The sequence below is a fragment of the Phytoactinopolyspora alkaliphila genome, assembly GCF_010550695.1.
GTDB classification, from domain to species: domain Bacteria; phylum Actinomycetota; class Actinomycetes; order Jiangellales; family Jiangellaceae; genus Phytoactinopolyspora; species Phytoactinopolyspora alkaliphila.
On sequence record NZ_JAAGOB010000012.1, the window covers coordinates 64,941 to 87,816 of the forward strand.

General features: G+C 68.4%; 19 protein-coding genes. 10 read left to right on the forward strand and 9 right to left on the reverse strand.

Annotation, left to right across the window (positions count from 1 at the left end; all coding sequences use genetic code 11):
* Positions 1-42: 42 nt before the first annotated feature.
* Positions 43-1,494: a DNA polymerase IV gene (locus tag G1H11_RS19770; RefSeq protein ID WP_216843948.1), complete on the reverse strand. Its 1,452-nt coding sequence runs from the start codon at positions 1,492-1,494 to the stop codon at positions 43-45.
* A gap of 38 nt (positions 1,495-1,532) precedes the next feature.
* On the opposite strand from G1H11_RS19770, the gene G1H11_RS19775 reads away from it, so the two are divergent.
* From G1H11_RS19775 to G1H11_RS19795, 5 genes are all read left to right on the forward strand, one after another.
* Positions 1,533-1,958 carry a universal stress protein gene (locus G1H11_RS19775; protein ID WP_163820324.1) on the forward strand — a complete coding sequence of 142 codons (426 nt, stop codon included), beginning with the start codon at positions 1,533-1,535 and terminating at the stop codon, positions 1,956-1,958.
* Complete coding sequence (locus G1H11_RS19780) at positions 1,955-2,536, forward strand: HhH-GPD-type base excision DNA repair protein (RefSeq protein WP_163820325.1); 582 nt, start codon at positions 1,955-1,957, stop codon at positions 2,534-2,536. Before G1H11_RS19775 ends, G1H11_RS19780 begins: the two co-directional genes overlap by 4 nt.
* Before the next feature lie 166 nt (positions 2,537-2,702).
* On the forward strand, positions 2,703-4,283 hold the full coding sequence (locus tag G1H11_RS19785) for a SpoIIE family protein phosphatase (protein WP_163820326.1): 1,581 nt from the start codon (positions 2,703-2,705) through the stop codon (positions 4,281-4,283).
* A gap of 108 nt (positions 4,284-4,391) precedes the next feature.
* On the forward strand, positions 4,392-5,948 hold the full coding sequence (locus tag G1H11_RS27185) for an RNA polymerase sigma factor (protein ID WP_425501264.1): 1,557 nt from the start codon (positions 4,392-4,394) through the stop codon (positions 5,946-5,948).
* A gap of 83 nt (positions 5,949-6,031) precedes the next feature.
* Complete coding sequence (locus G1H11_RS19795; RefSeq protein ID WP_216843949.1) at positions 6,032-6,607, forward strand: rhomboid family intramembrane serine protease; 576 nt, start codon at positions 6,032-6,034, stop codon at positions 6,605-6,607.
* A 384-nt stretch (positions 6,608-6,991) separates the two neighbouring features.
* On the opposite strand, the gene G1H11_RS19800 is transcribed toward G1H11_RS19795, so the two are convergent.
* The gene (locus G1H11_RS19800) at positions 6,992-7,204 is read right to left on the reverse strand and encodes a DUF7455 domain-containing protein (protein WP_281352465.1); all 213 of its coding nucleotides are present in this window, start codon (positions 7,202-7,204) and stop codon (positions 6,992-6,994) included.
* A gap of 419 nt (positions 7,205-7,623) precedes the next feature.
* Between G1H11_RS19800 and G1H11_RS19805 the strand changes: the two genes are divergently transcribed.
* From G1H11_RS19805 to G1H11_RS19825, 5 genes are all read left to right on the forward strand, one after another.
* Positions 7,624-9,717, forward strand: coding sequence for a DNA gyrase/topoisomerase IV subunit B (locus tag G1H11_RS19805; protein WP_343074889.1), 2,094 nt, complete (start codon positions 7,624-7,626; stop codon positions 9,715-9,717).
* A gap of 19 nt (positions 9,718-9,736) precedes the next feature.
* On the forward strand, positions 9,737-10,924 hold the full coding sequence (locus G1H11_RS19810; RefSeq protein ID WP_163820328.1) for an MFS transporter: 1,188 nt from the start codon (positions 9,737-9,739) through the stop codon (positions 10,922-10,924).
* An 8-nt stretch (positions 10,925-10,932) separates the two neighbouring features.
* Positions 10,933-12,234 carry a hypothetical protein gene (locus tag G1H11_RS19815; RefSeq protein WP_216843950.1) on the forward strand — a complete coding sequence of 434 codons (1,302 nt, stop codon included), beginning with the start codon at positions 10,933-10,935 and terminating at the stop codon, positions 12,232-12,234.
* 64 nt (positions 12,235-12,298) lie between these two features.
* Positions 12,299-13,405 carry a hypothetical protein gene (locus G1H11_RS19820; RefSeq protein ID WP_216843951.1) on the forward strand — a complete coding sequence of 369 codons (1,107 nt, stop codon included), beginning with the start codon at positions 12,299-12,301 and terminating at the stop codon, positions 13,403-13,405.
* Between the two features lie 10 nt (positions 13,406-13,415).
* Positions 13,416-14,519, forward strand: a complete 1,104-nt coding sequence (locus G1H11_RS19825) for a calcium/sodium antiporter (protein ID WP_163820329.1) — start codon at positions 13,416-13,418, stop codon at positions 14,517-14,519.
* On the opposite strand, the gene G1H11_RS19830 is transcribed toward G1H11_RS19825, so the two are convergent.
* From G1H11_RS19830 to G1H11_RS19860, 7 genes are all read right to left on the reverse strand, one after another.
* Positions 14,512-15,015 (reverse strand): beta-class carbonic anhydrase, encoded by a 504-nt coding sequence (locus G1H11_RS19830; RefSeq protein ID WP_216843952.1) that lies wholly within the window; start codon positions 15,013-15,015, stop codon positions 14,512-14,514. The genes G1H11_RS19825 and G1H11_RS19830 overlap by 8 nt on opposite strands.
* 56 nt (positions 15,016-15,071) lie before the next feature.
* Positions 15,072-16,829, reverse strand: coding sequence for an MFS transporter (locus tag G1H11_RS19835; protein WP_163820330.1), 1,758 nt, complete (start codon positions 16,827-16,829; stop codon positions 15,072-15,074).
* Positions 16,813-17,517 (reverse strand): LppX_LprAFG lipoprotein, encoded by a 705-nt coding sequence (locus G1H11_RS19840; protein WP_163820331.1) that lies wholly within the window; start codon positions 17,515-17,517, stop codon positions 16,813-16,815. Before G1H11_RS19840 ends, G1H11_RS19835 begins: the two co-directional genes overlap by 17 nt.
* Before the next feature lie 72 nt (positions 17,518-17,589).
* On the reverse strand, positions 17,590-20,037 hold the full coding sequence (locus G1H11_RS19845) for a DNA gyrase/topoisomerase IV subunit A (protein WP_163820332.1): 2,448 nt from the start codon (positions 20,035-20,037) through the stop codon (positions 17,590-17,592).
* Between the two features lie 78 nt (positions 20,038-20,115).
* Entirely contained in the window at positions 20,116-20,754 is a 639-nt protein-coding gene (locus G1H11_RS19850) for a hypothetical protein (RefSeq protein ID WP_163820333.1), read from the reverse strand.
* Between the two features lie 22 nt (positions 20,755-20,776).
* Positions 20,777-22,141 (reverse strand): ATP-binding protein, encoded by a 1,365-nt coding sequence (locus tag G1H11_RS19855; RefSeq protein ID WP_163820334.1) that lies wholly within the window; start codon positions 22,139-22,141, stop codon positions 20,777-20,779.
* Entirely contained in the window at positions 22,138-22,818 is a 681-nt protein-coding gene (locus G1H11_RS19860; protein WP_163820335.1) for a response regulator transcription factor, read from the reverse strand. The genes G1H11_RS19855 and G1H11_RS19860 overlap by 4 nt, the downstream gene beginning before the upstream one ends.
* Positions 22,819-22,876 lie beyond the last annotated feature (58 nt).

Genomic DNA, 22,876 nt, shown 5'->3' on the forward strand with positions numbered 1-22,876 from the left:
GAGATCAGCGTGTCGCGCCGTCTCGTGACTCCATACGATGCACTAGGACGCCGGCGGGGCGCCGGCTTCGTCGGACATCTCGGGCCATTCGGCGGGCGACAAGTCGGCGTCGTCGGAGGCGAACGTACGGACCGGACCTGGCGGTGTACCGGCGGACTCGAACCTCACGGTCACCCGGCTCAGCCCGCTGCCCCACACCCAGCCGGCGCCGTGCACGGCGTGGACGACGTCCATGCCGGGAACCCAGCGCCGTTCGGCGTGGACGGCGGCGTCGAGGTCTTCCTCGCCCGGTCTCGGGTCGCCCGTGCCGGCGTCGTGGACCGCCGCGAAGAGGTCGTCCTGAACCCAGTCGGACAGTCCTGACACCCCCACGCCGAGGAGCCGGATGCCATTGGACGTGTCGATCTCCTGGAGCAGTTGAACAGCGAGCCTGACCACCGCCCGGGCATCGTCCGTGGGTCCGGGGAGCGTAGCCGACCGGGAGTAGGTGGTGAAGTCGTGCAGACGGGCTTTGAGCGTGATGGTGCGCCCAGAATGTCCCGCGCGCACGAGGCGCTCGGTCACCTTCTCCGCCATCCGGGTGACCAGAGCGGTCAGGAGCGCGGGATCGGTGATGTCGCGGTCGAAGGTATCCTCCACGCTGATCGACTTCGAGGCTCGCTCGGAGCTGACCCGCCGCTCGTCGCGTCCATGCGCGAGATGGAACAATGACCGCCCGTGCGACTCTCCGAGGAGGTCGATGAGCTCGGCCTCGGTGATCCGGGCCAGGTCGCCGACGGTGCGCACACCAAGCCGGGCCACCCTCGCGGCGGTGGCCGGGCCGACGCCCGGCAGGGCACGCACCGGAAGCGGATGCAAGACGTCGATCTCGCGGCCGGGCTCGACGATCACCAGGCCATCCGGCTTGGCCATCTCGGAGGCGATCTTCGCGAGCGTCTTGGACGTGGCGGCGCCGACGCTGGCGGTCAAACCGGTGCGCTCACGAATGGTGGAACGCAGCCGCTCACCGAGGGCACGGACCGCGTCAGCGGGCAACGGCGCGTCGCTCCCGGCCGCCAGGTCGACGAACGCCTCATCGAGCGAGAGCGGCTCCACCAGGGGCGAGAGCGTGTGCAACTGGTCCATGACCACCCGGCTGACGGCTCGGTAGGCCGGGAAGCGCCCACCGAGGTAGGCCGCGTGCGGGCAGCGTGCCCTGGCCTCGGATATCGGCATGGCCGAACGGACGCCGTACTCACGGGCCTCGTACGACGCTGTGGACACTACACCGCGCGGCCCGAGTCCGCCGACGACGACCGGGCGCCCACGCAACGACGGTTTGTCGCGCTGCTCGACCGCGGCGAAGAAGGCGTCCAGATCAAGGTGCAGCACGGTCGGATCGCGGCGCGTGGTCACTCCGCGCCCGCCTTGCTCGATGCCGCACGCACGTTCTAATCCTGCCACGAACGGGTGTGACGTGTCCGAATCCACCCGGCTCGCGTTAGTCTCGATCACGCCGCAGGCCAGTGTCGACCGAAGGAAGGCGAGAGGCGATGACCGCGATCGTTGTGGGATACATCCCCAAACCGGAGGGTCGTGCCGCGTTGCGGCGCGCGGCGGAGGAAGCGAAGCTGCGCGGGGCGCGCCTCGTGGTCGTCCACTCCGAACGCAGCGGCCGCGATCTGGCCGACGGCGAGGTCGAGACGGAGGACGCGCAGCTCGAGGTCGCGCGCAAGGAGCTCGCCGATGCAGGAATCGAGGCCGAGGTCCGCCAGCTGGCGCGGGGTGCCGACGTCGCCGAGGACCTCATCTCGGTCGCCGCCGAGACGGCCGCGGACTTCATCGTCATCGGGCTGCGCCGGCGAAGCCCCGTGGGCAAGCTGATCCTGGGTAGCAACGCGCAGCGGATTCTCCTCGACGCCCCGTGTCCGGTGCTCGCGGTGAAGGCCGACGACGCGGCGGACCAGGGGGGCGCGTGATGACACGGTTGCACCTGGCAGGAGACCCGGCCGCGGATGCGCTTCTGGAACGCGATCCGTTCGCCTTGCTCGTCGGCATGCTCCTCGATCAGCAGATCCCCATGGAATGGGCTTTCGCAGGCCCGGCCACCATCGCCGAGCGGCTCGGCGTCGACACGCTGGACCCCGTGGCCATCGCCGGGCATGAGGCGGAGTCGTTCGCCGCGCTGATGGCGCAGAAGCCCGCCGTGCACAGGTTCCCGGGCTCGATGGCTGGTCGTGTGCAGGCGCTCGCGGCCCACGTCGCGGAGCACTGGGGCGGTGACGCGAGCGCGATATGGCGGGATGCGACCTCCGGAGCCGAATTACTCAAGCGGGTGAAGGCCCTACCCGGCTATGGCGACCAGAAAGCGCGTATCCTCGTGGCACTGCTGGGCAAGCAATTCGACGTACGGCCCGACGGGTGGCGGCAAGCTGCGGGCGCATACGGCGAGGACGGCTCCACACGGTCCATCGCGGACGTCGTGGACGCTGAGACGCTCGCTCAGGTGCGTGCGTTCAAGAGGGAAGCAAAGCAGAAGCAGAGGTCGCGCGGATAGCGGCACGACCATACGGGCGAGGCGGTCTCGTCCAGCCAGCCTGAGGAGGAGCTCGATGCGGGGTCCATCGGGCGACGACAGGACGCGCGGGTCTGCGGCAACACCCGTTGACGGAGAACACGTGGGGGTCGGTGCCGTGCCGCCACAAGAGCAAAGGGGAAGGCCCGTGCGGCCAGCAGATGCACAACGGCTGCTCGGAGCCTTGGCCGGAGCCGACGCGCCCGTGGGCTTCGCCGTGTTCGACGACCAGTACCGTTACCTCGCGGTGAACGCGTTTCTCGCCGAGCGGTCCGGCAAGACCATCGCGGACCACCTCGGCAGGCGGCCGTCGGACGTCCTTCCGGGTGCCTTGTCCGCGCATACCGAAGCGATGATCGATCGTGTGCTGCGCACCGGCGAGACCGTGAAGGCCGACGAGCCCGCGGTGCCGAACGCGAGCGGAGCGGTGACCTACTTGCGGTCCACGTGGTACCTGGTGGACGAGGGCGACCGGCGCGAGGTGGCTATGTTCGTGGTCGACGACACCTCGCAGCGCAGTGCGCTTTCCGCCCTGCGGCACAGCCGGGCTCGCAACGCGCGACTCCTGGAAGTCGCCGAGGAGCTGGCCGAGGCCGTGACCGTACAGGAGGTGGCCGCCGCTGTGTCGGTCATCGGCCGGGCCACCGTCGGCGCGCGGTGGACGTCGGTCGTCCTGGTCGGGGATACCGACCTTGAGCTCGACGGACCGTACGTGTCGCGATGGCCGGACCGAGCCGTGACACCCATGTCGGAAGTGCTGCGTACCGGATGGCCGCTCTTCCTGCCCTCGCGTGAACAAGCGCGCGAGGAGTTCCCGGACGAGCGCTTCGGCGCCTTCCTCGACCAAACGGAGGAGCGTTCCTGGGCCGTGCTGGCCTTGTCCACCGATTCCGGCCGGATCGGCGCCGTGCGCTTCGGCTTCGATGAGGAACAGGAGTTCGCATCGGAGGCCTGCCGGTTCCTCAGGGCAGTCGCCCAGCAATGCTCCGTGGCATTCGAACGAGCTCGGCTGTTCGAACAGGAACGCACCGCGACGGCCTCCCTGACCGAGGGCTTGATGCCTCCAGTGCTACCCCGCATCGAGGGCCTCGAGCTGGCCGCACGGAGTGTGCCCGGGTCCGCGGACGCCGTGGGCGGCGACTGGTACGACGCTTTCGAACTGCCGGACGGAACCGTCTCGGTCGTCGTCGGCGACGTGATGGGACACGGCTTGTCCGCCGCGTCCGGCATGGGTCAGCTCCGCGCCGCGCTCCGTGCGCTAGCGCTGGGCGACGCCGACCCGGGAGCGGTCCTCGAAGGCCTGGACCGCCTGGTGGAGGGCGGTGGCTCGGTAGAGATGGCCACGGTGGTCTACCTGGTCATCGATCCGTCGGACGGGCGTGTCCGGCTCGGTGACGCGGGACATCTGCCCATGGTGCGGGTGCCCCTCGACGGCGAGCTCGAGCTCGTCGACGGTGGCTCCGACACCACGCCCATCGGGGTCGGGGAGGCCCGGCTGAGCCGTGGCATCGCGCTGGCTCCCGGTGAGATCCTGCTCGCCTTCACCGACGGCCTGGTGGAGAGCAGGTCGCGCGGGGTCGAAGAAGGCGTCGCCGAGCTGCTGAGCTGTTTGGACGAGCATCGGCGGGAGCCATTGGATACGATGCTCGACGCGATGGTCGAGCGGCTTCGCATGCCCGGCCCATCGGACGACGTCACGGTTCTCGCGCTACGGTGGACGGGGCTGTGAGCTACGCCACGGCCCGTGCCCCGATGTGTGGGGCGGGACGGGAAGCGTGCTTCGTGTCAGAATGTTGTGTTGCGTGTCTTGATCGTCTGCCCCCCAAACGACGAGAGGTTGTTCGTGTCGCCTAGCCCGTCCCGTTCCAAGTACGCCCGGATCTTCGAGCTACCGCCCGTCCAAGAGCTTGTGACTCGAGGCCGGGAGTCCGGATCGGTGAACGCCCAGGATGTGCGCGTGGCTTGCGAGGAGGCGAACCTCGCGATGAAAGAGAGCCGCATCGTCGTCGAGCATTTGAAGTCAACAGGTATTACTGTCGAGATTGCAGCTGCCGACTCGCGGACCCGTTCACGGAAGCGTGTGGTGGCCGCTGCGGCTCGTCGCACCACGGCGACGGCATCCACACCAGCGCACCAGGCCGAGACGGCGGCCGAGAGTACAGGCCAGCAGGCACCGGAGAAGAGCGAGGGATCTGTGAAGACTGCGGTGAAGAAGACTCCGGCGGCGGCAGTTCAAGACGAGCCCTCCGAGGCCGCTCCAGCGGTTTCCACAGCCAAGGCGGCTGCTACCAAGACCAAGCCCGCCCGCGGGCGCAAGGGCGGCAAGCGCGGCGCGGCGGAGACCGCGGAGGTCGCACCCGGTTCGCCGCAGGCGGCACCGGGCGCCGATGAGCCGGATCCCAGCGAGCTGACCGACGAAGGCTTCGTCCTGTCCGAGGACGACGACACCGACGAGCCCGAGCAGCAGGTGGTCGTCGCCGGTGCGACGGCCGACCCGGTGAAGGACTATCTGAAGCAGATCGGCAAGGTCCCGCTGCTCAACGCCGAGCAGGAAGTCGAGCTCGCGAAGCGCATCGAAGCCGGCCTGTTCGCCGAGGAGAAGATCGCCAACGAGTCCGGCACCACCGATCAGAAGCTGGTCAGCGAGCTGTCGTGGATCGCCGAAGACGGCCGGCGCGCCAAGAATCATCTGCTCGAAGCGAACCTGCGACTCGTCGTCTCGCTAGCCAAGCGTTACACCGGCCGGGGCATGCTCTTCCTCGACCTGATCCAGGAAGGCAACCTCGGACTGATCCGTGCGGTCGAGAAATTCGACTACACGAAGGGGTACAAGTTCTCCACTTACGCCACGTGGTGGATCCGGCAGGCGATCACCCGGGCCATGGCCGACCAGGCCCGGACCATCCGCATTCCGGTCCATATGGTCGAGGTCATCAACAAGCTCGCCCGGGTTCAGCGCCAGATGCTCCAGGACCTGGGGCGCGAGCCCACACCGGAGGAGCTGGCCAAAGAGCTGGACATGACGCCGGAGAAGGTCGTCGAGGTCCAGAAGTACGGGCGCGAACCCATCTCCCTGCACACCCCGCTCGGTGAGGACGGTGACAGCGAGTTCGGAGATCTCATCGAAGACTCCGAGGCGATCGTGCCCGCGGAAGCTGTGTCGTTCACGTTGCTCCAGGAGCAGCTGCACGCCGTGCTGGACACCCTGTCCGAACGTGAGGCCGGGGTCGTCTCCATGCGTTTCGGCCTGACCGACGGGCAGCCGAAAACCCTGGACGAGATCGGCAAGGTCTATGGCGTCACGCGCGAGCGGATCCGGCAGATAGAGAGCAAGACCATGAGCAAGCTCAGGCACCCGTCGCGTTCGCAGGTTCTGCGGGACTACCTCGACTAGACCTGTCTCTCTCCTCTCGTGTCGCGAGCAGACAACGCAGGCCGGCCGGCGTCCATCGCAGATCGGGGAGAGGTGAGCCGAGCGTGAGTCCGCCCGCAGAGATCGAGCGCCGACGTTCCTCGCCGCTAGCTCAGCTGATCCCCGTGATCGGCATGATCGCCCTGATGTGGGGACAGGAGATCGTCGACCAGCTTCCTGGCGTCGATCTCGACCAGTACGGTATCCGTCCGCGCAGTGCGGAGGGGCTCGCAGGCATTGTCAGCGCGCCCTTCCTCCACGGCGGCTTCGACCATCTGATCGCCAACACCGGCGCGTTTCTGGTACTCGGCAGTCTCATAGCGCTCACCACCAGAAAGTTCTGGCCGGTCACCATCGGTGTGGCGCTCCTGGGAGGATTGGGCACCTGGCTGGTGGCAGCGGCCAATACCAATCACATCGGAGCCAGCGGGCTCGTCTACGGCTTCGCGGCGTTCCTCGTCGCCTGGGGTGTTCTCACCCGCCGCCTGCTGAGCCTCGTCGTGTCCATCCTCGTCGTCGTCATGTACGGCGGGATCGTCGTGGGAGTGCTGCCGGGCCAGCCGGGCATCTCCTGGCAAGGTCACCTCTTCGGCGCCCTGGCCGGCGTCGTCATGGCGTTTGTGCTGCGCCGCAAGGGGTGAGGTAGGGTTCTTCATCGGCGCGTCGGCACACACCGACATTATCCGGGCTATTGGTGGGACGATGTCGGTTCGCTCGCTCAGACCCGCGTGTGCGTGGTGTCGTGTGAGTTCCGGCCGCGGGATGCTGGGCGTCGTGAGTCGTGGAACCGGTCGTGGGAAGAATCGGGACTGCGGACGGCACATAGCCACACGACGCGGCCCACACCGGCCGTGACGATCGCCGTGGGGCAGATTGCTGGTGCAAAGACACTGGTCAGTGCGCCGTGAAGATCGTCGTGGTGGTCCTGGCGGTTCCCTGGTCGGCGGCAGCCGGGTTTTGGGCTACCTAGAGTCCTGCCCGCGACGCCGTGGCGCCGCGGGCAGGGAAGCTGGGCTTGGCTGAATTTAGGACGCGGGTTCGCTCGGCGCTGTGAGACGCGCGGTCTCGTCGTGCCATTCAAGCGCGATGGGACGTAGCTTGGCCTCGAACTTGCGGCCGTGGTGGCCGCAGAACAGCAACTCGCCCTGGTCGAGCATCGCACGGATGTAGGCCTGGGCTCCGCAGCTGTCGCAGCGGTCAGCGGCGTTCAACGGCTTGGTCGCGAGAGTAGTCGTCACGTCGCGCACCTTCCTGATCGTGGGGCCACTCGCTGTGGCGGGTGGTCGTGTCTTGCATCCGTACCAACATGTAATCACCCGGATGCGTTCCCGGTATGCCCCCACGGGCGGGTTCGCTCTGCGCGTACAGAATTCCGAGTGACGCTGGTCACAGGTCAGGACATCCTTCTTCTCGGGTGGAGAAACGGACGCCATCACCGGGTGCCGGCCTCATCGCCAACTGTCCATATAGTGACACCGTTCGTCTCACATTTCAAGCAGATGGACGTGCGTCATCGCGCTCACCTGGTGACGGCAGCACTCACGCCCAGCCGGGTGGCACTCAGGGCGTGGCGCTGCGGACCCGTCGGTCGCCCGGCCTATGCTGGCAGAGCCGGCGTGACCGACACGCCAGAAGCAGTGCAAGGAGGAGCCGCCCCGTGAACCGGCAGACCGCCAGCAGCCGAGGCAGCGACTACACCGCGCGTCATCTGTCGGTCCTCGAAGGACTGGAAGCGGTTCGCAAGAGGCCCGGCATGTATATCGGCTCCACCGACGCCCGGGGCCTGATGCACTGCCTGTGGGAGATCATCGACAACGCCGTGGACGAGGCGCTGGCGGGTTATTGCAACCGGGTGGATGTGGTGCTGCGCGCGGACGGATCCGCCGAGGTCCGGGACAACGGCCGGGGCATTCCGGTCGACATGCACACCAAGTCCGGCCTGTCCGGCGTCGAGGTGGTCTTCACGAAGCTGCACGCCGGCGGTAAGTTCGGCGGCGGGTCGTATGCGGCCACCGGTGGGCTGCACGGAGTGGGCGCCAGCGTCGTGAACGCGCTTTCGGGCCGGCTCGATGTCGAGGTGGATCGCGCGGGCAAGACCCATGCCATGTCATTTCGCCGCGGTGAGCCGGGTCTGTACGGCGGGGACGGCCCCGAGGCTCCGTTCGAGCCGTTCACCGACCATTCTGAGCTTCGCGTCACCGGTAAGGTCGCCAAGCGTGCCTCGGGAACCCGCGTGCGGTTCTGGGCAGACCGGCAGATCTTCCTGCGTGACGCCACGTATACCTGGGATGAGCTCGTCTCCAGGGCGCGGCAGACGTCGTATCTCATTCCGGGCTTGGAACTCGTGGTTCGAGACGAGCGTGGCGAGACACCGGTGGAGGAGAAGTTCCGCCACGACGGCGGCATCAGTGAGTTCGTGGAGTATCTCAGCCCGGGCGCGTCGGTCACAGATGTCCTGCGGCTCACCGGTTCGGCCACCTTCCGGGAGACAGTCCCAGTCCTTGACGACGACGGCCAGCTGATCTCCAAGGACACCGAACGCACCTGTGAGGTCGATATCGCCTTGCGGTGGGACACCGGCTACGACTCGATCTCCCGTTCGTTCGTCAACGTGATCTCCACGCCCAAGGGCGGAACCCACGTCGCGGGCTTCGAGCAGGGCCTGATCAAGGTGATGCGCGATCAGATCAAGGCGAACAGCCGCCGGCTGAAGGCCGGCAACGACAAGATCGAGAAGGACGATGTGCTCGAGGGGCTCACCTCGGTCGTCACTGTTCGCCTGGACGAGCCGCAATTCGAGGGGCAGACCAAGGAGGTCCTCGGAACGTCTGCCGTACGCGGCATCGTGGCCAGCGTCGTGGAACGTGAGCTCAAGGCCTTCCTCACCTCCACGAAACGCAACGAGAAGGCCCAGGCGTCGGCCGTGCTGGAGAAGGTCGTCTCAGCCGCTAAGGCACGCGTCGCGGCGCGCTTGCACAAGGAGACCGTGCGGCGCAAGAACGCGCTGGAGACCAGCACACTGCCTACCAAGCTGGTCGACTGCCGCTCGAACAGTCTCGATCGATCCGAACTGTTCATCGTCGAGGGAGACTCCGCTCTCGGCACTGGCAGATCGGCCCGAGACGCGGAGTTCCAGGCATTGCTGCCGATCCGCGGGAAGATCCTCAACGTGCAGAAGGCGTCCGTGGGCGACATGCTCAAGAACGCCGAGTGCGCCGCCATCATCCAGGTGCTCGGAGCGGGAAGCGGCCGGACGTTCGACATCGACCAGGCCCGCTACGGCCGGGTGATCCTCATGTGCGACGCCGACGTCGACGGCGCCCACATCCGCACGCTTCTCGTCACGCTCTTCTTCCGGTACATGCGGCCCTATGTGGAGGCCGGCCGGCTGTTCGCCGCAGTGCCCCCACTGCACCGTCTTGAGCTGATCAACCCGAAGAAGGGACAGGACAAGTACATCTACACGTACACCGACGCGGAACTGCACCGCGTGTCGCTGGAGTTGCAGCGTAAGGGTGTGCGGTGGAAGGAACCCCCCCAACGGTACAAGGGCCTCGGCGAGATGGACCCCGACCAGCTGGCCGAGACCACCATGGATCCACGTCACCGGCGGCTGCGGCGGATCACGGCCGCCGACGCGGAGGCGGCCGAGCGGGTATTCGAACTGCTCATGGGTAACGACGTCGCACCCCGTAAGGAGTTCATCATCGCCGGTGCGGCCGAGCTGAATCGCGAACAGATCGACGCCTAGCCTGCGGGCTAACTTGCCGATGTCAGCACAGGTCAGCCTCTGGTCCATCGGGCCGTCGGTATATCTGCCGTCCCTACTATTCGGCATCGGCCAGGGAGCCATAGCGCCGGTGGTCGTGCTGTCCGCACGAGAGCTGGGCGCCTCGGTAGCGACGGCCAGTCTTGTGGTGGCGATGCTGGGCGTCGGCCAGATCATCGGCGACCTGCCAGCGGGCATGCTCGCCGTACGGATCGGGGAGCAGCGGGCCATGCTCGTGGCGGCCGCCGCAACCGTGGGCGCGCTGGTGCTGTGCATCATGGCGAACTCGGTATGGGTGCTGGCCATCGGTATCGGGATGGTCGGAACAGCCGCATCGGTGTGGGGACTGGCCAGGCACGCCTACCTGACCGAGGTGATTCCGTACGCACAGCGCGCCCGGGCACTGTCGACGCTGGGCGGAACGCACCGGGTCGGCATGTTCGCAGGCCCGTTCATCGGTGCGCTGGTCATGAGCGGCATGGGGACCGACGGCGGCTACTGGGTGCACGTCGCTACGGCTGTCCTGGCTGCCGGCCTGCTCGTCCTGCTTCCCGCGGTCCCCAGTCCGTCGCCCCGCTCAGGACACGACGTCTCGCGAGAGAGCACGCTCGACGTGGTCCGACGGCACCTGCCGGTCCTGCGTACCTTGGGGATGGGCGCGCTCCTGGTGGGGGCGGCCCGGGCATCGCGTCAGGTGGTGATACCCCTGTGGGGCGACCACATCGGCCTGGATGCCGCCACCACGAGCCTGATCTTCGGTCTCTCCGGTGCTGTCGACATGCTGCTCTTCTATCCGGCCGGCCTGGTCATGGACCGGCTGGGGCGGCGCTGGGTGGCCGTGCCGTCGATGCTGGTACTCGGTCTGTCCTACGTCCTCCTTCCGCTCACGCACAGCGTGGCTACGCTGGCGGCAGTGTCGATGGTGATGGGTCTGGGCAACGGCATGGGCAGCGGCATCATCATGACCATCGGATCGGACATCTCACCGGCGGGCAGCCGTGCGACCTTCCTCGGGGCGTGGCGGCTGTGTGCCGATGTCGGAAACGGAGCGGGGCCGGTGCTGATCAGCGCGGTCACCGCTGCCGCCGCGCTGGGGCCGGCGATATTGTCGATGGGTGCGGTCGCGGCTCTCGCGGCCCTCGGTATGGGCTACTGGATCCCACGCTACGGAGGATCCCCGAGAGAGTGAGGGCGTGTATGTCGGCTGAGACCTCCGCGGACATCAGACGCCGGCCAGCGATGCGCACCAGCCAGATCGTCTCGGCGGCGGTGATCGGCGCAGCGGCCGGCGCGGCACTCACGTCAGGGCGGGGCCGGCGGGCGGCGCTGGCGGGCACGCTCGTCGGCGCCGGCCTCACCGGAGTGTCCGAATGGATCGCCCGCGCCCGGCAGCGGCCGGACGAGATTCCTGCCCTGCCGCACCGGATCCTGGTGAGCACGGCGCTCGCCGCCCCTGTCGGATGGCTCGCCGACCGGCTGGGCACTCCGCGTCCGCTGAGTGTCGGCCTGGTCGCCGGAGGCATCGCGGGAGCCATGGGTGTCCGGCCGCACAAGGTGGTGCTGGGACCCGCGGTCGGGGGTGCCGTAGGCGCCGTCCTGGGACGCGCGGGGCAGCACGTACCTGCGGCGACGGTTGCGGCAGCGACCGTTCTGGCGTACCGCACGATCTCCGCGCTGGTCTTCCGTGATGCTCAGATCTCGCTTCTTGCCGAGGACGCGGATCCCGCCGAGCTGCCTTTCGTGGTGCCGCTCGGCACTCAAGCTCGGTATGTCGGGACCGACTACGTCCGTGAGCTCGCGGGTATCGCCGGGGGAACCTATACGCGTGACGCCTCCGACGTCGGCATCGTCTCCTCGCTGGATGAGCTGAACGGCCCGGACTTCGATGCCCAGCGGGTGGATCCCCTGGTCCGCGAGTTCTACGAGCACACCACCCGGTTCAGTCTCGACATCCGGCCGCACTGGCGCGCCTGGGTCCGGCCGGGGTACGTGCTGTACCGGACGCTGGTCGCCCGCCCGCTCGGCCAGGCCAACGTCCCCATGAACCAACGCGCCGCCCTTCGCGGAGTCACCAGCAGGATCGACACGATCAGTGGGCTCCACGGCCCCGACGTCCGAGGTTGGATCCGATCGTTCACCGACGACGACGAGCCCATCTACGTCGGCATCTACACCACCTACCGGCACGGCGGGCGCGGCTACATCAGCGTTGGATTCCCGTTGCCCGGCTCGAGTTTCACCGCGACCCTCACGCCCACTGCCCGCGATGACGGTGGACTGACGCTGTCGAGCACGAGCACGCTCACCCATCCCGGCCACTACCTGACCTACATCGACCCGGGGTCGAGTCACCTCACGTCGCTGGCCGTACGGGGCTTCGCCGAAGAGCTGCACGTCCGTGCCGACGGCGGCGAGCTGAGCGCCGAGCATGCGTTCACGCTGTTCGGTCTGCCGTTTCTCACATTGCACTACCGGATCTGGCGTTCCGGCGCCGCCTGATCCGTCTCCGGGAATCCCCGCCGCCACCGGACCTGGTCGCGGGATCGCCGTATGCTGGCGTCCCGTGGACACGCATCCCGTGGCAGGCGAGGGCGCGGAGCCTGCCGGACCTGACCCGCCGGCAGACAAGGCGTGCGGCCTCGGCTCGGTGGAGATCGCGTGTGACGAGTCCGGCGCCGAGGGCGAGAACCTCGTCGGCGGAAACACAGACGTGTTCGCCCACGCGAGTATCCGGTTAGGCCCGGAACAGGCGGCCGCATGTCTACTCGAGCTGCGGGAGCGGATCCGCTCGCCGGCCGTGGAGTACAAGGCGAACCATCTCTTGCGAGAGAAGCACCGGAGCGTACTCATCTGGCTGCTTGGGCCGGACTCGCCGATTCACGGCAAGGCCAGCGTTCATCTCACCGACAACACGTTCCTCGTCGTCAGGCGGATTGTCGACACGCTGATCGGCGACGCCGCGGACGCGGAGAGCGGGGGTCTGTTCCCCAGTCCGGAGACCGAGGCGAGCGCACTCGCACTGGTCCACGACGGGCCGCGCGTGCTCGGCGCCGCACGGTGGCGGACGTTCCTGGAGGCCTCCACGGCTCTGCTGCGAGTGAGAATCCGCGGGAACTACACCGATCCTGTCGGAGTCTTTTTCGAGCTGGTCGGTGACGTACACGCTGAGCGGCACGAGAGCATTCACGAGATCGTCGCCGGTCTCCGGCAGGCGCGCCCCCGGGCGGAGGCTTTCCGGTCAGGGATACTCGCCGATCCTTCGGCCATCCCAGCGCTCGACCCGCTGATCCCGGCTATCGCTCGCGCGGTCATCCATTGGAGTGCCGGGGTCCTTCCCGTGTCAGTCGTCCACGACCAGCAGAACTCTTTGACAGCCGCCCGGATCGACCAGCTGGGGAACCTGCTCGAGCGGACGCACGCGTCGCCCGGGCGAGTCTTCGCCGGATTACGGCTCGTCGACTCCCGTGCGGACTCGCGCGTCCAGCTGGCCGACATCCTGGCCGGTGTTGCGCGAAAGATCTCCTCGGACGTGCTCAACCGGCGAGCAGACGCGGAACTCAGCGGCCTGTTGCGGCCACATGTGGATCCGTCGTCGACGTGGACCGAGGCCTTCGGGAGCCACGACACGGCACCCCTACCGATCGAAGGTTCAGGCGGTTCGCACACATAGTGTGGTGATCGTGACTCTTGCGACTGTGCTGATGCTGGTAGGTGGATTGGCTGTCCTCATCGGCGGTGGCGAGGTGCTGGTGCGCGGTGCCGGCTCCCTGGCTCGCACCTTCGGCATGGCGCCGCTGATCGTCGGCCTGACCGTGGTGTCGTTCGCCACATCGGCTCCCGAGCTGGCTGTGAGCATGGGAGCGGCGTTCACCGGCTCGCCGGGGCTGGCCGTGGGCAATGTCGTCGGCAGCAATGTGGCGAACATTCTCCTGATTCTGGGCCTCTCGGCGCTGTTCCTGCCACTCGTCGTGAAATCACAGCTGGTGCGAGCGGACATCCCGGTGATGGTGGTGATGGCCGTCGCGATGCTCCTGGTGGCACTCGACGGCCTCGTCAGCCGCACGGACGGCCTGATACTGGTGACCGCGCTGGTGATCTACCTCGTGGTGACGGTACTGGTGGCCAGGCGGAGGAAGCTGGGCAAGCCACCTCGCCGGCCACCTGGCCGGGTCAGCGCGCGGCGCCGCTCACCGCTGCTGGACGTAGGCCTCGTCGTCCTGGGTGTGGGCCTGCTGGTGGGTGGCGCTCAGCTGCTGGTGCGCGGTGCCACCGACATCGCGGCTGCGTTCGGTGTCAGCGACCTGATCATCGGCCTCACCGTCGTCGCGATCGGCACGTCTCTTCCCGAGCTGGCCACGAGCATCATCGCGGTCATCCGTGGAGAGCGGGAACTCGCGGTAGGCAACGTGGTCGGCAGCAACGTGTTCAACGTGGGCGCCGTGCTGGGAACCACGGCGCTGGTGGCCCCTGACGGCGTGGAGGTCGCGGCGTCGGCCGTGCGGTTCGATATTCCGATCATGGTGGCGGTCAGCCTGGTCCTGCTGCCCGTGGCATTCACCGGCCAAGCCATCGCCCGCTGGGAGGGCGGTCTGTTCGTCGCGCTCTTCGTGGCCTATGTGGCGTACCTGTACCTGGAGGCCACCGACCATGCCGCGCTCGAGCCGTTCAGCGCCGCCATGCTGTGGTTCGTCATCCCGATCACGGCGCTGTGGCTCCTTCTCCTCGTCGCTTACGAGATCGGACTGAGGCGCGGCAAGCGGGAGGCCCGGCCTTCGGTCAGGTGACGTGGAGGAGACGTCCGTTCGACACGTCGTAGACAAAACCACCCACGACGATGCCCGGCGGGAGGAACGGCCACGAACGGATCTTCTGTACGTCGACGGCGAGTGACTCGCGCTGGTCGGCGACGAGACGGAAATCGAGGCTGCGCACGTCGATGGCCGATTCGGCCTCGATGATCTCGATCACCTGGTCCCGGGTGGCGCTGGCCATCTTGCAGTTGGTGTGAGCGACGACCATCACACGCTCGACGCCGAGCAGATGCGTGGCGAGCACGAGAGTGCGTAGCACGTCCTCCGTGACCCGGGCGCCCGCATTGCGGATGATCTTCGCATCGCCCGGCTTCAGCCCGAGCATGTCCAGGGGCTCGATGCGGGAGTCCATGCAGGTTACGATGCCCAGCCCGCGGGCGGCGCGCGGCTCCAGTCCCATCAGGTCGAAGGTACGGGTGTACTGGTCGTTGGCTGCCAGGACATCGGCGAAGTCGTCAGGCTCAGTCACAGGGCGAGCCTAGGAGATGCCGGCACCCGGCCGGTCTCCGGGTGTCTGGCGCATGGTCACGACGAAACGGCGGCGACCCGCGTGCGCAGGAGTGCGGCGGCACCCACTGCGGCGAGAAGCGCGCACACGGCCGCGCCCGTGAACGTGGCCTGGAGCTGAGCGACGATCGCTTCGCGCACCGCATCGTCGTACGGCGGGCAGTTGGTGGGTGACCTCGGGCACAGCACCATGGGAGAGTCGATCCCGGCTTGCACACTGTGCAGGCGGCGCAGCCCGATGGCGGTCAACGCGGAGAGCCCGGCGAGCATGCCGATCATCCGCGACACCACGAGCAGGGCGCTGGCCACACCATGCGTCGCCCGGGGCGTCGCCGCGAGTAAGGCGGCGTTCACCGGGGCGATGGCGAGTCCGAACCCGAGTCCCGCGGTGGCGAGCACGGCGTCGTCGGCGAGGCCGTCGAGAGATCCGGCGCTCCAGGTGGTCATAACCCCCAGCCCGCCGGCCGCAAGCCCCATGCCCACGGTGGACACGGCCGCGGGGGAGACGTGCCGGACGAGCCAGCCGCCCAGGACGGCGCCCACGGGTAGTGCCACAAGAAACCGCAAGAGCACGAGAGCGGCGTCGAGCTGATCGGCGCCGGGCATGACGGTGCGGGCGAGGATCGGCACGTCGACGACGACGGCCACCAGCGCGGCACCGACGAAGAGGCTGACCAGCAGGGCCCCCCACGCGGGCCGTGCACGGATGGCCTCGGCTGGGACGAGTGGCGCGGCCGCCCGGCGCTGCCGCCAGGCGAACAGCACCAGCGCCACCGCGGAGGCCACCAGCATCCAGGTGCCGGCCGGCGCGATGAACTCCACCGCCGGATCGGCGACAGCGAACGTCAGGACGACTCCGCCGAGCGCCGCACCCAGGAAGGCCGCGCCCGGCAGGTCGGACGCGCGCAGGACGGCCGGCGTCCGGCGCAGGTCGAGCAAGGGCCTGGACGCGGTGAGTTCGCGGGCCACGAAACCGGCGCCGAGGGCCGCCGCCGTCAGCGCCAGCGGGGTGGTCCACGCGTACCCACCGGCTACGGGCACCAGGAGCTCTCCCCAGGTGACGCTCTGCTCGAGCGATACCGGCCGCACCGCGGCCACGGCCGCCGCGGTGAGCGCGCCTGCGGCCAGGAGGGCCCCCGTGACGTCCCGGCGCCCGGCGGGCTCCCGGCCGGTTACCGTCGTGAGGCCGGTTCCAGACCTGCGCACGGTGGCCACACACAGCACGGCACCGACCGCGAAGTTGACCCAGAAGATCGCCCGCCAGTCGGACACCGCGAGAACGGCCGCGCCGAACAGGGGCCCGAGCACCGAGCCCAGCTCCTGGACCGCGCCCACGACGCCCAGCGGCACGCCACGCCGTTCTGCCGGCCACATGTCGGCCACCAAGGCGAGAGTCACCGGCACCAGGGCGCCGCCCCCTGCGCCCTGCAGGAAGCGCCCGACGACGGCCTCGCCCACACCATCGGCGGAGGCGGTGAGCAGGGATCCGGCAGCGAACACAAGAAGGGCCCCACGAAGCACCGGCAACCGCCCGACGACGTCGGAGATGCGCCCCACGAGCGGCAGCACGACGACGTAGCCGAGCAGGAACATGGAGACCAGGGGAGCCGCCTGCTGCAGCTGATCGACGTCGAGGCCGACCCCGAGCATCATGTCGGGCAGAGCCAGCACGATCACATACGTGTCGGCCGCCGCGAGAAGAATCCCGACGGCGCACAAGATCAGCACGCCCTGCCCTGCCCGGCGCGCGCCGGTGCGGCTAGCCGGTCGGCGCACTGATCTCGGCCGGCTCGTCGTACTGGTCGAGGTGGACTGTGTAGGTCTGCTCCCCACCCTCGTAGAACGGACCGGTCAATGTGGCCTGCCGGAGCTCTCCGGTGTCCGGGTGAAGTGCCCAGGTGGCACTAACAGCCGCGCTGGGGTCGGCGATGGCCAGGATAGTGTCGACCAGCTCGCCGGGCAGCGTCGAGTGGACCTGGTTGTAGACCTCGCCGTCGAGGCGGATCCGGTCGGCTGCCGTCACCTCGGTGCCGGACCTGAGCAGCAGGCTCACGCCCTCGTCCGGGTCGATCAGCTTGCCCGGGTCTCCGAAGTCCAGGTCGCTCGCGTCGATGGGTTCATATCCGTCCGTCATGGGCAGCTGCGCCCAGAGCTGTCCGTCGATGGAGACGACGTCAATAGTGGCTGGAATCGCCCCGGCCCGGATGCGGACACCGCCGTCGAAGGAAGCCGGGGGGACCGCCACGCCCTCGGCACCGACCACCACCGTGCCTGAGCCGGGAAGGTTGTCTCCCTCCACGGTGAAGCGGACGCTGGACGAGGAGTCAAGGCGTTCTCCGGCCGCATCGAGCTGGGCCTGCGGGTCCTCATCCGATCCGCTTCCGCCGTCGTCGCTGCATCCGGCGGCGGCCAGCACAGTCGCGACCACGAGCAGGGCCCGGACCTTCGTCAATGAGCGGCGCATGGCTGAAGTCTGCCAGCCGAACAGGCCCGAGGCCTGTGAGCATCCTGAGAGCCGTAACGGGTGGCCGATGGCTCAGTCCCCCGTGAGATGCGTGCCGACGGCAGCGATCGGCTGGGCAGCCGGCGTGCCGGAACCGTCCCGGCGCCCTGGCGGCGGAAGGTCGATCGGCACACCGCTCGCGGCGCTGGCCCGTGCCGGAGCGTGTCCCGCCCAGGCCAGCAACAGCGTGTCTTCGCCTTTGAGGAAGCGATGGCAGCGCACTCCGCCGGTGGCCCGGCCCTTGGCCGGATACTCCGAATACGGGGTCACCTTGACATTGCCTGCCTGTGTGCCCGGAAGGGCGGACGACGAGCCGGAGACGGTCACCACGGTGGCGTCCTGGGCCGGATCGATCGCTCCGAAGAACGTGACACGGGCATCGGGACTGAGCTTGATGCCGGCGACGCCACCACCGGAGCGGCCCTGGGGCCGGACCACGCTGGCGGAGAAGTGCAGGAGCTGGGCGTCAGAGCTGACGAACACGAGGTCCTCCTCGCCGGTTCTCAACTGCACCGCGCCCACGACCCGGTCGTCGTCGAGGCGGATCACGTCCCACGAGTCCCGGTTGGAGGGATACTCGGGCACCACTCGCTTGACCACGCCGTATTCGGTGCCAAGTGCCAGTCCGGGGGAGTCCGGTGAGAAGTCGGCCAGGCACAGCACTCGCTCTGCCGCCTCGAGCTCGACGAACTCACTGATCGGTGCTCCGCCGGCGAGCGTCGGGGACGCCGTGGGCGGCAGGGCGGGCAAGTCCAGCACGGACAACCGGATCACCCTGCCCGCGGTGGTGACCAGGCCGATCTCGCCGCGCGCCGTGGCGCCCACCGCCGAGACGACGAGGTCGTGCTTGGCACGTTTCTCGCCGGGCACGGGCGGCTCGTCGCCGGCCGTGCGGGCGAGCAGTCCCGTGGACGAGAGCAACACCTGGCATGGGTCGTCGGTGACCTCGAGCGCGGTGGCCGGGAGCCGCGGGCTGGGGGTGCCGGAGTCCTCCAGCAGGACCGTGCGGCGTGGCGTGGCGTGGGCCGCGGCGACGTCGGCGAGCTCTGCCGACACCGCCTGGCGCATCAGCGACTCGTCATCGAGGAGCGCGGTCAGCTCACTGATGGTCCGGCGCAGCTCGTCGGCCTCCTTGTCCAGCTCCAGCCGGTCATATTTGGTGAGCCGGCGCAGCGGGGTGTCCAGAATGTAGCGGGCCTGGATCTCGGAGAGGTCGAAGATCTCCATGAGGCGCTCGCGGGCCGCCGTGGCGTCGTCCGAGGACCGGATGACGGCGATGACCTCGTCGATGTCGAGCAACGCGACAAGCAACCCGTCCACCAGGTGCAGCCGGTCCGCCGCCTTGGTGCGGCGGAACTCGCTGCGCCGCCGGACCACGTCGAGGCGGTGCTTGATGAAGACCTCGAGCAGTTCCTTGAGGCCGAGCGTACGCGGCTGACCGTCGACCAGGGCCACGTTGTTCATGGAGAACGAGTCCTCCAGCGGCGTGAGCCGGTACAGCTCCTCCAGCACGGCTTCCGGCACGAACCCGCTCTTGAGCTCGATGACGAGACGGAGGCTGGTGTTGCGGTCGGTGTAGTCGACGACGTCGGCGACACCGCCGAGCTTCTTGTTGCGCACCAGGTCGACGATGCGCTCGCGGACGCGCTCCGGCCCGACCATGTACGGCAGCTCGGTGATGACGATGCCCTTACGGCGCGCGGTGATGTTCTCGATGCGTGCGGTGGCACGGGTCTTGAACGCGCCGCGGCCGGTCTCGTAGGCGTCGCGGATACCGTCCAGGCCGACGATGCGCCCACCGCTCGGCAGGTCCGGCCCGGGGACGAAGCGCATCAGGTCGTCCAGGCTGGCGTCCGGGTTGGCGATGAGATGCCGGGTGGCGTCGATGACCTCACCGAGGTTGTGCGGCGCCATGTTCGTCGCCATCCCGACAGCGATCCCGCTGGCACCGTTGACGAGAAGGTTGGGGAAGGCCGCCGGCAGGACGTCAGGCTGCTGGAACTGGCCGTCATAGTTGGGCACCATGTCGACGACGTTCTCGTCGAGAGAGCCCGTGAGCAGCATGGCAGGCTCGGCCATCCGGCATTCCGTGTACCTGTACGCCGCCGGACCTGCGTCCAAAGATCCAAAGTTCCCATGCCCGTCCACCAGCGGAACCCGCATGGCCCATGGCTGGGCCATGCGCACCAGGGTGTCGTAGATGGCTCCGTCACCGTGCGGATGCAGCTTGCCCATGACGTCGCCGACGACGCGGCCGCACTTGACGTGCGCGCGGTCCGGCCGCAAACCCATCTCGTGCATCTGGAACAGAATCCGCCGCTGTACCGGCTTCAGCCCGTCCCGAGCGTCCGGGATAGCGCGGGAGTAGATGACCGAGTACGCGTACTCGAGGAAGCTGCCGCGCATCTCCTCGGAGACGTCGACGTCGATGATCGTCTCTTCGTAGTCCTCAGGTGGGGGAGTCTTGGTTCCGCGAGCCATGCCGCCTATTCTTGCGCCTCCGGCCGACAGTTGTGCGCAGCGACCCACTGTCCGGCCCGGCCGGGTGTCCGGTTCGGCTCAGATGTCGGCGAACACGAGTATGCCGGCCACGATCGCTGCGATGATCGCCAGTGTCAGCACCACGGCGGACTGGATCGGGCGTCGTTCGATCCACGGCAGAGCCCGCGGGTGTGCCCGGCTGAGTTCCTTGGCGGTGACGATGCGCGGATAGGTCACCGGCCGCATGCCGAGCCGTTCGATGACACTGGTCATGTCTTCTTCGGTCCAGTGTGTGCTCTTGAGCCGCAGGATGGGGCGGCCGCGCTGGTCGAGCACGAACAGGTTGTTGGCGATCCGCGAGTCCATGGCCGACAGGGGCAGGGATGCGGTGACCACCGTGGCGATGTCCGCACGTGGGCGCATCTTGCGGCGAGAGGTGAAGCCGGACCGCCCGATCTCGGTGTGAGTCACCACCACGTGCACGCCCCGGAAGTAGAAGTACATGACGACGACGCACACCGCCGCCGTCGCCGCCGCGAGCACGACGCCGGTCACTCCCTGGCGCAGGACGAGGAAGGACACCGGTATGAGCAGGAGAACCGGCGTTGCCTTGAGCATCTGCTTGTACTGCTCGGTGCAGGGACGGATGACCAGTTCGCCGTCACTCACGCGCGCTTGCCTCGCGTCGAATTCATCACTGGTGGAATTGCGTGTCATGGCTCGAGCGTAACTGTCCCGGTCACGGCGTGCGGCCGGGCAGCCGCACGATGAAGCAGGCTCCGGACGGCACGTCGCCGGCCTCGACGTCTCCACCGTGCGCACGGGCGATCTCCCGGACGATCGCCAGACCGAGCCCCGTTCCGCCGGCGTCGCGGCTGCGAGCGTCGTCCAGCCGGGTGAATCGCTCGAACACCCGCTCCCGGTGGCGCGGCGGGATCGCCGGGCCGTCGTTGCCGACCCGCACCTCGATCACGTGGTCGGTGACCGCGATCGTCACCTCCACGCGGCTGGCCGCGTGCCGGACGCCGTTGACGATCAGATTGCGCATCATTCGGGCCAGTGCCTCGGGATTTCCGTGGACCATCGCGGACTCACCGGGCTCGGCCGAGATCGGGACCCGCGCCTCCCGGAGCGTGGCCAGGACATCCCGGACGACGTCGTTCATGTCGATCAGCCAGGTCGATGACCGCCTCCCCTCCTCCAGGCGAGCCAGCACGAGCATGTCGTCGACGAGGCGGCCCATCCGGTCCACCTCCTGCAGCGCTTCTTGAGCGGTCTCGTGGGGGTCGACGGCGTCGGGATGGGCGAGGGCGACTTCCAGTTCGGTGCGCAGCGCCGCGATGGGGCTGCGCAATTCGTGGGCGGCGTCCGCGACGAACGCGCGCTGACGCGACGATGCCGCTTCCAGCCGGATGAGCATGTCGTTGAGGGTGGTGGCCAGCCGCCAGAGTTCATCGCGGGCGGCCGGCACCGGAAGCAGCCGTTGCTGGCCCGTGCCCGTGATCTCGGCCGCGCCCCGGCGCAGTTCCTCCACCGGGCGGAGAGTCCGGCCCGTGATGAACCAGCACAGCAAGGCGACGGCCACCGCCACGCCCGAGCCGGAGGCGATGACGCCGATGCGCAGCAGGCGAGCGGTGCGGTGCTGTTCGGCGAGCGACACGGCGACGATCACGGTCTGCGGGTGCTCCACCAGCTCGATCGGCACACCTACGGCGCGGTACGGCTCTGGCTGACCCAGCCTGGTCCCATCCAGATCGACGGCACCGCCGGACCTGACGGCCGTCAGGTCGTCGCCGCCCACGATAGGCACGAGCTGATCCCCGCCCGGCGTCGAGGCGAGGACCCGGCCCTGGTCGTCGACCACCTGTGCGATGGCGGCACCCGAACTCGGAAGCGGGTTGGTCAGCCGCCCCGCCTCGACCAGGACCGCGATGTCGTGGCCGTGGCTGCGAGCCGACTCGTCGAGCGAGTTGCGCAGCGTGAGTTCGACCACCAGGACCATGAGGAACCCGGCGACGGCGATGCCGAGCGACGCGACGACCGCTGCCGTGAAGGTGATCCTCGCGCGCAGCGAGTGCTTGGGGGAGCGGGGAGCCGCTGTCATGCGACCTGGTCGTCGACGAGCCGGTATCCGGCGCCGCGCACGGTGCGCAGACTGTGGCGGCCGAACGGGACGTCGATCTTGCGCCTCAGGTATCCCACGTAGACCTCGACGACGTTGGGGTCGCCGTCGTAATGCGGGTCCCAGACATGCTCGAGGAGGTCCAGCTTGGACACCACCTCGTCACGGCGGTGCAGGAGGTAGCGCAGCACGCCGAACTCCCGCGGGGTCAGCTCGATGGGCTGATCGCCACGGCGGACCGCACGCGTGGCGGGGTCGAGGAAGAGATCGCCCACGCTGAGCACGGCTGGCCGCTTGGGCGCGCCGCGCCGGATGAGCGCGCGCAGCCGAGCGACGAGCACGACATAGGAGAACGGCTTGGTCAGATAGTCATCAGCGCCGACGTCGAGGCCGTCCGCCTGATCGTACTCGCCGTCCTTGGCCGAGAGCATGAGAATCGGCATCCACCGGTTCTCCGCGCGCAGCGTCTGGCAGATCCGGTAGCCGGACAAGGACGGCAACATGATGTCAAGGACGACGGCGTCGTAGTCGTTCTCCCTGGCCAGGTGCAGACCCTCGAGGCCGTCGTGGGCGAGCTCCACGGAGAACCCTTCCGCGGAGAGGCCGCGCTGAAGCGCACGTGCCATGCCCCGCTCGTCTTCCACCACGAGAATTCGCATGTGGCCAGTGTCCCGCCTTTCCCGCCAAGATGGCCGTCAAGCTCTCAGTGTCCTCACA